This is a genomic window from Shewanella frigidimarina (assembly GCF_003797125.1).
GTDB classification, from domain to species: Bacteria; Pseudomonadota; Gammaproteobacteria; order Enterobacterales; family Shewanellaceae; genus Shewanella; species Shewanella frigidimarina.
Genome location: NZ_RKKE01000002.1, coordinates 370,067 through 383,255, shown reverse-complemented (window position 1 = coordinate 383,255; position 13,189 = coordinate 370,067). Strand labels below are relative to the sequence as shown.

Here is a 13,189-nt window from a genome sequence, read left to right as displayed (position 1 = left end):
CCCAAATGCGAGCGTTAGTTTTACAAAGGAGTATTCAGCACATGGAAATATTTGATTTTGAAATTTTAGTTCAAGAATTAGACCGACCTCTTGGTAAAAATAAATACTTCGCAATTCTTCAATTTGTTTATGCCAAAACAGAAAGTGATACTAAAGACATTAAACCTGATTTGGGAGAGTCTCTTGGGGAAACTCAAGAAGAGGCTCGTAGTAAAATGCATGAGAAATATCAATCATGGTTAGCAACGCAAAACTAATAAGATTAATAGGCCATATATGGACGCTCCGGATGAGTCAAGATAATACTCTGCTCATCCAAGGCTTTTGGCCTTAGTTTTCTATTCTACTGCTTCAGATTAACATGGCCACCCACGATTGCTGGCTAAATAACGAGCAATGAACTACGCTTTATTTACCTTTTAAAAATGGTAATTGAAGATGGCCAGACCAAGACAAACTATCGTTAGCTTAGATGACACACCTTATTATCATTGTTGCTCGCGAGTTGTGCGTAAGGCTTTTCTTTGCGGAATAGATAACTCGACAGGTGAGAACTTTGAACATGATTAATATGGCCACCCACGATTATTGGCTAAATAACGAGCCGTGAACTACGCTTTATTTACCCTTTAAAAATGGTAATTGAAGATGGCCAGACCAAGACAAACTATCGTTAGCTTAGACGATACGCCTTACTATCACTGCTGCTCCCATGTTGTACGCAAGGCTTTTCTTTGCGGGATTGATAATTCGACAGGCGAAAACTTTGAACATCGTCGAGATTGGGTGGATTCTCGAATTCTTGAACTGGCTACCATCTTTGCTATTGATATCTGTGCTTATGCGGTGATGAGTAACCATTTACATGTAGTGATAAAAGTTGATGCTGACAAAGCTAAGCACTGGTCAGATAAAGAGGTGCTGTTACAGTGGCATAAAGGTTTTAAAGGCACCTTACTGACGCAAAAGTTTGTTAAGGGGGAAGACTTAAACGAATTTGAACTCAACACTGTGAATGATTGCATTACCCAATACCGACAGCGCTTGGTTGATATTAGTTGGTTTATGCGCTCCTTGAGTGAGCCGAATGGCCAATAAAGAAGATAAGTGCACTGGCAGATTCTGGGAAGGGCGGTTTAAATCCCAAGCATTATTAGACGAAGCTGCAGTGCTAAGTTGTATGGCTTATGTTGACTTGAATCCTATCCGCGCCAAGATGGCTGTAACTCCTGAAACTTCAGATTACACCAGTATTCAACGGCGAATAACCTCAGCGATAAAAGGTGAGCAACCAACAGCGTTATTGGCTTTTGTTGGTAATGAGCGTCAGGATATGCCTAATGGACTGATGTTCAGCGTTAAAGACTATATTGTGCTGGTGGAAGATACTGGGCGAATTATTCGAGAAGATAAACACGGTGCAATTAGCTCAACTAGCCAAGATATTCTCAATAGACTAAATATTCCTGCTGACAACTGGCTAAAAATCGCTACTGAGTTTGGTTCATTATTCAAAGGTGCAGTAGGGTCTTTACCTGCATTAACGGAATATTGCGAACATCTAGAGCGAAAGCGAAGACAAGGTGCATCAAACTGTCAACGCTGGTTGTGTGCTTAAGGCTTAACTTCAAAACTAGAACTAACACTAAAAAAATAACCTGATTGCCAGCTTGATATCAATCAAGCGACTAGTGCTGTGTTGGATTTGCCGCATTGTTCACTATTTTCCATTTAGCGCTCAGTTTGTTGATAATTCCCATTCAATTTATACATTTGAATCGTGCAGAATATTATCGCTATCAAACCTAAAAGCAGTTATGTTAATTATCATAAAAATGGGTGACATGATTAATCTGGGTGGCATGATTAATCGTGATTAATCTGATTAATCTCAATTAAATTTGGCTGCGAGATTTATTTTACAGTCTCGTTATATGCAAAGGGGCTTATGCGCGGTAACCTAATCAAATCACTTATCATTGGTTCAATTCTCGGGATTGTAATTGGAGTATCTAAAATAGATTCATCAAACATCGGACTTATGATTTCGTTGTGTTCATGCATCGTTTTAGGTTTAGTGACGGTAATGACTATCGACAACAAGCCTCATTTATATACACTGCCAGCTATATTCGTTTCAAGTTTATTCTTATGTGCATTTTATGGTTTTAAGTATGGGCTTGTTTATACCGCTGGGGTAGCAGGCATTTACGGTATATTCTCAGTGCAATTATTTCAGGCTATTTTTATTGCATCTGATAATGTAAGGTATTTAGTCGAAAAACTCTTTAAAAAGAAGTAGTTTTCATATAACAAACGCCTAAACTCCGACAATGATTAGTTGCCATGGTATTGGCAAAACAACGCAAAAAACCACGCCAACACATTGCGTGTTAGGCTGGCGTTAGTGTTACTTAAGATTGAGTTTTCAAATTTAAGATGAATGAAGAGAACGAAAATTACTTTATAGCAAAGTATGTGGCTGGTGCTTGTGATACTGATGATTTGGTCAATTATGCAAATTATAAGTTAAACAGTGGCATCTATTCTGACGGGTTACTGGGTATCATTGATGCAGAACCTAAATGTTGGGATATCGTTTCACCTCTTTTTGAAAAACTGATTGCTCAACTTCCTTCATTTGATGATTCAATTCATTTAATAATCAAACATCACTTAAAGTTAATTGCTAGTGAAAAAATCGACCCATTCATTCAATTTAGGCAGCTGCTCAATGATATTGATAATTTTGATCTACATGAAAATGTGACTAAATATGTTGGTGATAATGTAGGCATCGAGCATCTATATGGGTTGTATTACGCTAGAGATGATTTGGAAGTAAATGACAATTATGGTGTTGTTGAAATAGGAGCCCTAATGCAAGAAGAATCTATCAAGTGGCTATCGGAACATTAACAAACGACTAAACCCCGAAAAATTAACATAGCCATATATGGACCTTCCGGTGATTGGCGGCTGGGCCAATTCTTTTATGAATAGAAAGAGGGAACAGCCGTTGGTTTCCTCTTGGTCTGGTGTGGGCGAAGCGCCACGACGTTAGTGGCCGCAGGCCATAAGTTCATAAGTACAAATCAAAATAACCACCTGGATCCCGGCTCAAAAGCATTACTGGGACGACGAGAAGATTGTTGATGATCAATCTTGCTGTAACCCCGTCGATACATGCAATGTTTGTTGGTTATCGATAATAATAGCTTCATATTCAGGTAACTCATTGATTAACGCCATGCCTTGTTGTAACCCCATCACAAAAATGGCCGTGGACAGTGCATCTACGTAAGTTGGATTTTTGCCGATAATCGACACGCTGACAACATTGCGTGCTGAGTCGCCTGTTTTAGGATTAATAATGTGATGATAACGCACGCCGTCTTCGATAAAGTAACGTTCGTAATCGCCAGAGGTTGAAATTGACTCATTACTAAGCGGTAACTGCACCGCAGTTTTTTCTTCGGCGCGAGGGTGTTTAATGCCTACAAACCACGGGCGACCGATACGATCGCCCAGTAATGTCGTGTCGCCGCCAGCGCTGATAAGAGCATGTTCTATACCTGCGTCTTTCAATATCGCAATGCAATTTTTAACCGCATGTCCTTTGGCTATGCCGCCTAAATCAATTTTGACATCGGTATTAGCAAAACGAACTGAAGAAGTGGACTTATCGAGTGTCACCGCTTGGTAGTTTATCGCTTTTAATGTGTTGTTAATGGCTGCTTGGTCGGGCTTTTGGTGTTTACGGTAATCATATTGGTAGCCGACAGAAGCGTAGGTGATATCAAACATGCCATTGGTTAATTTAGCAATATCTTGTGCGTCGGTGAGTAAATCAAACAGCTCTGGGCTGATGGTGACGGGTTTTGTGGCGGCATCACGATTAATGATACTGAGTTCGCTGGTGGCGATGTAAGGACTCATTGTTTGATCAATGCGCTGCATTTCTTGCTCTACAGCGGCAATTAAATTATCTGCCGTTGATGCCTCGGCAGTGTCGGGTAGCCAAAATTCAACGTGGGCGAGGGTACCCATGACATCAAAACTCTTTTGATGCCATTGAGCAAACGCAGCGTTTGAGCTGAGTAGCGATAAAAATAGCATGATGACTAAACTGACTATGCGCATGAAGGTATAAGCTTTCGATGTTGTGATGATAGTGGTGATTGTTGATGAATTAACGTCAATCATCAACAGTAAAAGTGAAAATAACTTTTTTGATGCTGAAAGTGCTTATTTGTACTACTTGCTATATGGGTTTTATTTGACAAAACTCTCGCGGCATCGGTCTTATTACGGTAATTTAGCCGTATTATCGTTTAATAGAGTGTTATGTATTTTTAATGTCGGTCATGTCCTCAGCAACTCAATCAACGACACCATTAGCTGTTCAATCAGGCACTCGATCAACAGGGCTTTCTCAGCCCTATGTTTATTTTGTGCCGCTTAATGGGGCGCTATCACCTGCTGATTATGAAGCGGGTTTAGCCTTAGGTTGGTTAAATGATGACGAGGTTGCTAAGGTGAGCCGTTATAGGAGCGTGTCGGCACGCAATAATGGTTTACAAGTACGCTTAGGGCTTCGGGCTGTGTTATCACTTCATAGTGAACTAAAGCCCAATGAGTGGCGTTTTAATTATGGTGCTAAAGGTAAACCGGCACTAACACCAGATTTGTTGGCGAAAACAGGGCTGCATTTCAATTTAAGTCACAGCGGTGAGTGGTTAATGGTTGGGATATTAATTGCTTCCAATGCCGAACAAAAAAATGAGCCAACGAGTGAAGATGCAAGTAACGAGTGGGTATGTCGTCCTCAGCAAGCTATTTGCTTTGGTGTCGACATTGAACGCGAGCGCAGCAGTACTGATATAGTGCCCATTTTGAATCACTATTTTACCGAAGCAGAAACCAACACCTTGTTGCAATTGCCCGAGGAATTACAACGACAACGTTTTTTTGATCTGTGGTCTGTAAAAGAATCCTACATTAAGGCGCGTGGACTTGGATTAGCGTTATCACTCAAGTCATTTAGTGTTGATTTTAGTCGTTCACAACAGTGTCATATCCCGCTACAGTTGATTGATAATGGCAGTAAGCCAATCGAGTTACATAAGCTAGTAAAGCTGAAGTTCACTGATAGTAAAGAGCCTGCCGCAAGCGATTTTAGTTGGCAAACGGTGATGGGACGACTCGATGAAGAATACCGTTTTGCAGTGACTTTGGGGTTGGCTAGCTCAGCAGCTTCTACCTTGGCAACTGAGTCATACTCCATTTACAACACGTTATCGTGTACTCAATTAAGCCTTGATGATTTGCTGAATGTATACAAGGAGTCTTAACCAAAGCAGAGCTTTGGCTAAGACTCAAGTGAGTGCCAGTCTTTAAACCTTGCCAACATAGGTAACATCAATACAACCAACATGACACGGCCAATCCCAAAACCGCTAGCATCGAGCCAATCAGCCCATCATTCACGTAAATATACCGTCACTCGATTAGTTTAATGGCACAATTTCAAATTGGTCATTGAACTGCACTAAGGTTGAGGCGATTTTGCCAAAAGCTTGTTTGTCGCCGGTCATGTTAGCTTTACCTTGTTGTAGCAATTGTTTTAATGATGTTTTACCTAATAACATGTTGACCATATCCGTTTTGGCAATCGTTAATGTGGCGTCGGCAGGTTGTGGGCTGTCAACAACTATATTATTCAAGTTTCCATGGCTAAGCTCTACGAATATGGTTGTTTCAACGTCACCTTGTTTAGTTTTAGTGATCACATTTAAACTGACGTTTCCAAGTTTAGCTGCGACTATGCTATCGACTTTTACGGCAAGAAAATCAAATAATGTAGCCACGTCCATTTCACCCAACACATCAGCCGATGCCGACTTAGGTGCGCCTGGTTGAATACCCACGCGTAACTCTTGTGCGCCAGTTAAATAGATGTTTCTCCAACCTGCGCCTTCAGCTTGATAACCCAACTGCTCATAGGCATCGGCGAGTAAATCACGTGCCTGTTGATGACTAGGCTCCGCCATCACGACTTTGTTTAATACAGTGGCAACAAATCGGTAATCACCTTGGTTAAAGTCCGCTTGTGCTTTTTCAACTACTTTGTTGGCGCCGCCCATGTATTCAACAAACTTAAGCGATTCTTTTTTTGTGGGTAAGGGATTCAGATTGGCAGGGTTCATATCGAAATAACCCAGATACATATTATAAACTGCTTTGGCATTATGGCTGTAAGTACCGTGATAGCCATTGGTGTACCAGGTTTGCTTAACCTCTTGCGGAATAGTATCCATGATCGCATCGCCAATATCTTGTAATACTACGCCTTGGTTAGCTAATCGTAATGATTGGTTATGGACCAAACCATAGTTATCGCGTTGCATTTTAAGGTAAGTATTTACTTGTTCGTTGCCCCATACCGGTGCTGAATGCGATGCAAAAAGCACTTCAACATCTTGGCCGAACGAGCTGATCATTTGGTTAATATTTTTAGACCACTTAAGTGCATCGCGTACTTTGGCACCTCGTAGGGTGTAGATATTGTGCATACCATCGTAGGTAAGCTCTGCCGTCGATAACGCTTTTTTTGACGGAATATAGGTCACCATTTCACTTGCTGCTTCTGTACCAGACACGTCCATAAAGACCATTTCTAGGCCATCAATGACCAGAGTTTCCCATGGTCCTTGTTGATTAATTTCATAATCTGGTTTTACGTAAGTGATTTCGCCTTTTGATAATCCTTTTGCCAATGCTGCATCAATAATACCGTGATTATTTTTACCCAGTGTTACGCCATATTGGTAACTGGCTCGGCGACTCATGGCATTACCTGTAAGCACATTTTCGTCTACTATTTCAGCGGTAATATTATTTGAACCGTACACTTTCACGTCAGGATAAAAGTTTTGAACCCCGCGCGCTCCACCAAAGTGATCTGCATGACTGTGGGAATAAATCATTGCTACAATGGGTAAGTTGTTGCCTTCTGGTAAGTGTTCAAAAGCAAATTTTAGTGATTGCTCTGCGGCTTCTTTTGTTAACAGTACATCATAAACAATCCAGCCTGTTTCACCTCGAATCAAGGTCATATTAGATAAGTCAGTGCCACGAATTTGGTAGATACCATCAGTCACTTTATATAAACCGTTGGGTACCATATTAAGTTGTGCTTGACGATAAAGTGATGGATTAACCGAGTCAGGAAATTGTTCACTGATAAAGCTAAATTCTGCCCGTAAAATGTCAGCGGTTACTTGGTCGAACTCAGCAATTTGGTTTCGACTAAAGCGGTCAAAGGCTGTTTTATCGTTAAAGTTGAGGCCTTTTGCAACTTCGGCATTATGCGCCGCCGTAACGGGTGTAGCAGGCTTGCCTGAATAGTCGACACTAATGTGGTCGTGTTGATGTTGAGCTGCAAATACAGTGAATGGAAGTGTCGTTAGCATTGAAATGGCTATGAGGGATTTTTTCATCAATTAGTTATCACCCTATGTGTATATAAAATGTAAAAAGATGAATTTATCTTAGTGGCTAAACATCAAAAGATAACTATAGCTAAATGGTGGTAATACATTTATGTTGTGAATGTATAGGGAGTGGATAACGTATTAGTAATGTCGCTAAAGCCAGTAAGTGGAAATCTTGGTTTAAAAGCATGGAATAAACAGAGAAGGGCGATGGAGCCAACATGGGTGATGAAATAACCAATAAGCTAGGTCAGCAAGTCGATAATAAACTGCCCATGCTGGATTTAAACTTATTGCGGGTATTCTGTATTGTGTGTCAGCATTCGTCTATCACTCGTGCGGCAGAGCAGTTAGGGTTAACGCAGTCATCGGTCAGTAATGCGATTAACCGTCTTAAGCATGCTCTGGAATGTGAATTGTTTATTCGTATCGGTCGCGGTATTGAGCCAACAGCCATCGGAACTCATATTTTTGATACTGTACAACCTATGCTTGATACCATTGAACAAACGTTAATGGGGATTAAAGCGTTCGATCCTAGTACCTCTAAACGGGTGTTTACTATTTATGCTAATGAAGCTGTTATCGATTTGTTACAACCGCAGTTAGATAACGCATTAGCGCATTTGTCTGTCAGGGTGGTGCTACGCAACTCACCTGTTTTTGAGGCTGAGCAGTTTCAAGATTTGCAAATGCAAAAAGTGGATTTGGTCATCGATATCGTGCCACCAAAACTGAAAATGTTTAGTTGCCAAAAAGTTGCACAAGAACGAATAGTCTGTGTGGTGCGCCAAGGCCATCCGGTGATAAAAAACCATCTAAGTCGAGACGACTATTTTGCCGCCGAACACGTTATGTATCGATTTCATCGCGACAATATGCGTGTGGCGGACATTATTGCTAACGCACCTTTGCCACAACGAACTTTATACAGTGAGCAGTCATCTTTATTAAGTATGCTGTCGTTGATCAGCAAGTCTAACGCGATTGGTATTGCCCCTTATATTTTCACCCAAAACTACGCTGAGTTGTTTAAACTGACGTTACTTGAACTACCTTTTGAAACTCGTCCAATCGATTTGTACAGCATTTGGCCAACTAAGCATGCGTTAGACAAGTCGTGTATTTGGTTAAGGAAAACCATCGTTGAGTTAATAGAAAAGGCTTATAACCTCTCAACTTAGGGTTTTATATCGCGCGCTGTAAATAAGGCTGTGAGCCACAGCAAACTGCCAATAAAAAAGCCAACCTGATTTAGGTTGGCTTTCATGTTTTTTCAGCTAGTAACCATTGGCGATGATGAATCGTTCACATCATCAATCACGATTATTGTCTGGCTAAGCGATTTGATTCAGGTGGGTTTTCAAAGTCGCTGCGGTACGGATTGATGTCTAAGCCACCACGACGCGTGTAACGTGCGTAAACGGTTAACTTAGTACACTGGCAGTATTTTTTTAAGTCGACAAAAATACGCTCAACGCACTGTTCGTGAAACTCATTATGCTGGCGGAAAGAGATTAAATAGCGCAGCAATTTTTCACGATCAATTTTAGGGCCTTGATAACGGACCATTACGCTGCCCCAATCGGGTTGCGAGGTGATTAAACAATTAGATTTCAATAAGTTTGAGTTCAGTGTTTCTGCCACGTTTTTATCAGGATCTGTACCACCGATTAAATGGTCTGGATTAAATTCGTACTCGGTTACTTCAATGTCCAAGTCATCAATACACGTACCCGGCAAATCAATAATTCGTTCAAGATTAAAATGCTTAGGTTCGATGACTTTTACGGTCACTTCGCCTTCAGCACAAGCGGCTAAATCGCGGCTTAAGGTTTCTTGTACTGCTTCGACACTGTCAAACTTAGTTTGGTTAAAACTATTTAAGTACAGTTTAAACGATTTAGATTCAATCAAATTGACACTGTTGATATCTAACTGAACTTCCAAAATGGCAACAACAGGCTTGCCTTTAGCATTAAGCCAGGACAATTCATATCCGGTCCAAATATCGGTACCGTGAAAAGGGAGTTCACCACTTAATTCAATAGCATCTCGGTTAAGTTTACGTGGAACCCCTTGCAGCAGTGACGCGTCATACTCAGCTTGATAAGCAGTTGCTTGGCCTAATGTAAGGCCTTTTAATGCTGCTGCATCACTATAAGGGTCGTGATTGTGTGTCATCTAATCGGTTTCCGTGTCAAAATATGGTTTTATTATAAACTACGAGTGGCTTAAGTGTCTTGTTCATCTGCATTAGATTGCTTTATAAAAAATTATCTTAAATCTTATCAAGATACGCTATCTGAATTTCCGCGCTATTATCCTTTGGGCGAAGACTCAATATGTATTCAAGGTACATTTAATGCGGACACTGATGATACCGTGTTCTGGCAGCCTGTTAAACGTGACAATGTCGCTGACTTTAGTAACGTGGAGCATGCATTAAATATTCAATTACACCAAGATATTCATGCATTTTATGGCCAATATTTTTCAGCGCCATTACCGTTTACTGCATCATTTGGTGACGGTGAATTACTCCAAGCATGGAATCAAGATGACTTTGAAAATTTGCAACAAAATGTAATTGGTCATTTGATCATGAAGAAAAAGCTTAAACAACCAGCAACTTGGTTTATTGGTGTGTTAGGCGAGGGCGACGAAATGCTGACGGTAAACAATGACGATGGCAGTGTGTGGATTGAAATTCCTGGTGAAAAACAGCGCACTAAATTAGCCGAATCATTGACCGAGTTTTTAGAAAGCCTATCTCCGATGATAAAACAGCCATCAAAACCCGTCGAGGAGTTACCTCATACGGTAGATCATCCAGGGATTTGGCAACGGATTAAAACCATGTGGGATTATTTGTTACGTAAAAAGTAACCGCATGAAGCATTGAAGTGCCATTTTAGGGGGCTTCAATGCGTTCATTGAATGCAAACACGAGCATTCAAACACGAGTATTCAAACACTCATCTTCCTCGTAACATCCTCCTTTATGCTTCGCTGATATTATTGATTCCACACTTTAGTGTTTGAGTGATTTTATCTATGCACGCTTGTTTATCAACAATCCACAATCCGTAGCTTATGGGCAATACTTCAACGCCAGCCCGTTTAAATAATTTGTAGGTTGTTAGCTCAAAAAAGTTAGCCCAAGGCCCAGGAAAACCAATAAGATCAACAGCAAGGTATTTGTCTGCGTAACGACACAATAGATCTATTTCGGTTCCGGCAATGGTATACCCTGCCCAAGTATCTACCTTGTACCTTGCTAATACCTCAATGATCTCTTGTTGAAATGTGTCTATCTCGGTGGTCATACTGTGTTTGGCATTAAAGGTTGTTATAGAAGTAACATATTGGCGTAACAGGTTGTGTTCTGGTAATAACGAGTCATCAATAGACAAATATATCAACTGCTTTTGACGTGCCCTGGTAATGGTGACGTTAAACACATCCGCTTTATTTAAATAGGCAGCCGTACGTTTACTGTTGTTATCAATCGCAAACGAAATCAGCATAATGTCCCGCTCTTCGCCTTGAAACCCAAACGGCGTGGCTACACGTATGCTGTGTTTAATTACATCTGTTTGAGGGATCTTCTGCTCAATCAATGTGGCGATATATTCAGCCTGTGCGCTAAAAGGCGAGATAATCCCAATACTATGAGTTATGCCTGTTTGGGCATCTTGTGTTATTTGATGTTGGATCTCTGCTAATAAACTCTGTGCTTCTTGTGGGTTAACGCCCGATGCGTCACGAGTACCGGCTATACGATGAAGGTGCAAATGGCCTGAACTGGTGCAGGGGCGATGTTGCATGATTTTTAATTTAGATTGATAAAAAGACTGGTTACTAAAATGAATAAGCTCAGGCTTACTTCTAAAGTGTTCATCTAAAAATGCCAACTCTTGCGCACTAGCTAATGTTTTTAACGCTAAATCTAAGATGGAATTATCTCGATAACTGATGACACCTGGGCTGCTTTCGGGCACATTATTTTTGGCAAGCAATTGAGTTTGTTTGCTTCTGGCTAAAAAGGAATAGTGCTTTAATTGCTTAGTGTCGCCAACAATCAATACACGTTTTGCACGGTATAGCGCAGGTAAGCAACTGCTAATATTGCACTGTGTTGCCTCGTCAATAATCACTAAATCAAACATTTCGCGATTAAGCGGCAATACTCTGTGTAGGCTGTTTAAGCTGGCGAGCCAGATGGGAAATGCGGCAAATAATGTGGCATATTCTATTTTTTCAAATAACGCGAGTTGTTTACTAGACGTTCTACTGCGAATAGCTTGGTTAAAGGCCTGTAGCGATTTACGGTGCTGATTAACTAAAGTGGTTAAGTTATTCTTTTTTAGTGCGTTAAGATATTCAGCTGCCAGTGTTTCCCGCGTAACAGTGTGCTTGTTGATAGTGTTTAACGCATCCCATTGTCGATGCCATTGGTTTATTGACCCTTGGGTAAAAAACAAATAAACCCGTTTTAGCCATGTTGATTGTTGTGCTTGAAGTTTATGTAGGTGCAACCCACGGCTAATAGACCTGCGACTGAACGCCAGGAAACGTTTTTCCAGTTTTATCAGTAATCGTTGCAGCTTATTCAGTTCGTCTTCACATGCTTGCGGGCTTTGGCTTAAGTCATCGCTAAAGTATCCTGCGAGTAAGTCCGCGGTATAATCTTTTAATTGTTTTAAAAATGCTTTTTGTCCTGCGCGAATAGACACTTCGCCCAAGTTAAAATTACTCGCCAATTTAGCTGCAATCACATCAAGGGCTACGTCATTATTGGCCACAATAAGCACCGACTCACCGCGCGCCATATGTTCGGCAGCAACAGCCGCTATGGTGTAGCTCTTGCCCGTTCCTGGCGGACCAGACACGCAGCCTAAATCGGCATTGGCAGCGATATGAATAACTTTCTTTTGTGGCGTAGATAATAACCCCGGTAAAAAGTCATATTTAAGTATCGGCTCTCTGAGTCTTACAGCCCGTTTTTCAAACGTTTGGTTAAACAGCTTACAAATGGGAGCCGATTGTTCATTGGCGTTAATGATACTTTCTAATTCGTGAAGAACACCACGACTGCTCGAAGACCGCTCAACAAAAAGTAGCATCGAAATAGGTAACAAACGGGGTGTTTTTTGGGTTAACGCTTTTTTAATGTCTTGGTGTTCGGCAAGTTTTGGATAGTTCAGTAATTCAAGCGAATGAATGTCTATGTGATTGTGATTAAAGAATGACGTCCAAAACGACGGTGAATGTACGTCTTCATTAATGAGCAGTTGTGATAGCTCATTATCTTCTGGTAGCAATTGTTGCAGCAGGGCTTCATTGATTTCAGTGTCTTCAGCTTGGGCCGAAAAATAGAAACTATGGTTATCTTGTTCAATGGTGGCTTCATTAAACAGCAGCGGCGAGACAACCGTTTTGATCTCACCTTTTATGGTTACTTTACCGACAAATAGAAATCGTGCGTACAGCAGTATTCTTTCCCTTTGATACATCGCCACTCGTTTAAGCATTGGCTCGGCAAATTCTTGCGGGATAGGTAAACGAGGTAAAAAACCTATACCTAGTTCATCTTGCCCCTCAAGAATGAGACGATCTTCTTGTTTAAACTTGTTCACATTCCAAAGATTGATGGAGGCGCTATCTTCCTTATAACAATCTTTGTAGTA

General features: G+C 40.9%; 10 protein-coding genes and 1 pseudogene. 7 read left to right on the top strand and 4 right to left on the bottom strand.

The window, feature by feature from the left end; translation table 11 throughout:
• Positions 1–41 precede the first annotated feature (41 nt).
• The 4 genes and pseudogenes from EGC86_RS06660 (at position 42) to EGC86_RS06640 (ending at position 2,919) form a co-directional block, all read left to right on the top strand.
• Positions 42–257, top strand: a complete 216-nt coding sequence (locus tag EGC86_RS06660) for a hypothetical protein (protein ID WP_123777030.1) — start codon at positions 42–44, stop codon at positions 255–257.
• Positions 258–648: 391 nt separating this feature from the next.
• Positions 649–1,618, top strand: a pseudogene (locus EGC86_RS06650) (transposase).
• 330 nt (positions 1,619–1,948) lie between these two features.
• Positions 1,949–2,302, top strand: coding sequence for a hypothetical protein (locus tag EGC86_RS06645; RefSeq protein WP_123777029.1), 354 nt, complete (start codon positions 1,949–1,951; stop codon positions 2,300–2,302).
• A 137-nt stretch (positions 2,303–2,439) separates the two neighbouring features.
• Entirely contained in the window at positions 2,440–2,919 is a 480-nt protein-coding gene (locus EGC86_RS06640; protein ID WP_123777028.1) for a hypothetical protein, read from the top strand.
• A 240-nt stretch (positions 2,920–3,159) separates the two neighbouring features.
• Here EGC86_RS06640 and EGC86_RS06635 read toward each other — a convergent pair whose 3' ends face one another.
• On the bottom strand, positions 3,160–4,143 hold the full coding sequence (locus EGC86_RS06635; protein ID WP_123777027.1) for an FAD:protein FMN transferase: 984 nt from the start codon (positions 4,141–4,143) through the stop codon (positions 3,160–3,162).
• Positions 4,144–4,367: 224 nt separating this feature from the next.
• Here EGC86_RS06635 and EGC86_RS06630 point away from each other — a divergent pair, with 224 nt between their 5' ends.
• Complete coding sequence (locus EGC86_RS06630) at positions 4,368–5,354, top strand: 4'-phosphopantetheinyl transferase family protein (protein ID WP_123777363.1); 987 nt, start codon at positions 4,368–4,370, stop codon at positions 5,352–5,354.
• 156 nt (positions 5,355–5,510) lie between these two features.
• Here the strand turns inward: EGC86_RS06630 and EGC86_RS06625 are convergent, their stop codons facing one another.
• On the bottom strand, positions 5,511–7,502 hold the full coding sequence (locus tag EGC86_RS06625; RefSeq protein ID WP_123777026.1) for an alkyl/aryl-sulfatase: 1,992 nt from the start codon (positions 7,500–7,502) through the stop codon (positions 5,511–5,513).
• A gap of 215 nt (positions 7,503–7,717) precedes the next feature.
• Here EGC86_RS06625 and EGC86_RS06620 point away from each other — a divergent pair, with 215 nt between their 5' ends.
• Positions 7,718–8,680 (top strand): LysR family transcriptional regulator, encoded by a 963-nt coding sequence (locus EGC86_RS06620; RefSeq protein WP_123777025.1) that lies wholly within the window; start codon positions 7,718–7,720, stop codon positions 8,678–8,680.
• Between the two features lie 142 nt (positions 8,681–8,822).
• Here the strand turns inward: EGC86_RS06620 and queF are convergent, their stop codons facing one another.
• Entirely contained in the window at positions 8,823–9,680 is an 858-nt protein-coding gene (queF, locus tag EGC86_RS06615; protein ID WP_059747945.1) for an NADPH-dependent 7-cyano-7-deazaguanine reductase QueF, read from the bottom strand.
• Between the two features lie 54 nt (positions 9,681–9,734).
• On the opposite strand from queF, the gene syd reads away from it, so the two are divergent.
• Positions 9,735–10,385 (top strand): SecY-interacting protein, encoded by a 651-nt coding sequence (gene syd, locus EGC86_RS06610; protein WP_123777024.1) that lies wholly within the window; start codon positions 9,735–9,737, stop codon positions 10,383–10,385.
• A 113-nt stretch (positions 10,386–10,498) separates the two neighbouring features.
• Here the strand turns inward: syd and EGC86_RS06605 are convergent, their stop codons facing one another.
• The gene (locus EGC86_RS06605) at positions 10,499–13,138 is read right to left on the bottom strand and encodes a DEAD/DEAH box helicase (RefSeq protein WP_245423114.1); all 2,640 of its coding nucleotides are present in this window, start codon (positions 13,136–13,138) and stop codon (positions 10,499–10,501) included.
• Positions 13,139–13,189 lie beyond the last annotated feature (51 nt).

What these genes read in the sequence shown, in the direction of transcription:
- EGC86_RS06660 (WP_123777030.1), top strand. Translation starts at nt 42, where the DNA reads ATGGAAATATTTGATTTTGAAATTTTAGTTCAAGAATTAGACCGACCT.
- EGC86_RS06645 (WP_123777029.1), top strand. Translation starts at nt 1,949, where the DNA reads ATGCGCGGTAACCTAATCAAATCACTTATCATTGGTTCAATTCTCGGG.
- EGC86_RS06640 (WP_123777028.1), top strand. Translation starts at nt 2,440, where the DNA reads ATGAATGAAGAGAACGAAAATTACTTTATAGCAAAGTATGTGGCTGGT.
- EGC86_RS06635 (WP_123777027.1), bottom strand. Translation starts at nt 4,143, where the DNA reads ATGCGCATAGTCAGTTTAGTCATCATGCTATTTTTATCGCTACTCAGC.
- EGC86_RS06630 (WP_123777363.1), top strand. Translation starts at nt 4,368, where the DNA reads ATGTCCTCAGCAACTCAATCAACGACACCATTAGCTGTTCAATCAGGC.
- EGC86_RS06625 (WP_123777026.1), bottom strand. Translation starts at nt 7,502, where the DNA reads ATGAAAAAATCCCTCATAGCCATTTCAATGCTAACGACACTTCCATTC.
- EGC86_RS06620 (WP_123777025.1), top strand. Translation starts at nt 7,718, where the DNA reads ATGGGTGATGAAATAACCAATAAGCTAGGTCAGCAAGTCGATAATAAA.
- queF (WP_059747945.1), bottom strand. Translation starts at nt 9,680, where the DNA reads ATGACACACAATCACGACCCTTATAGTGATGCAGCAGCATTAAAAGGC.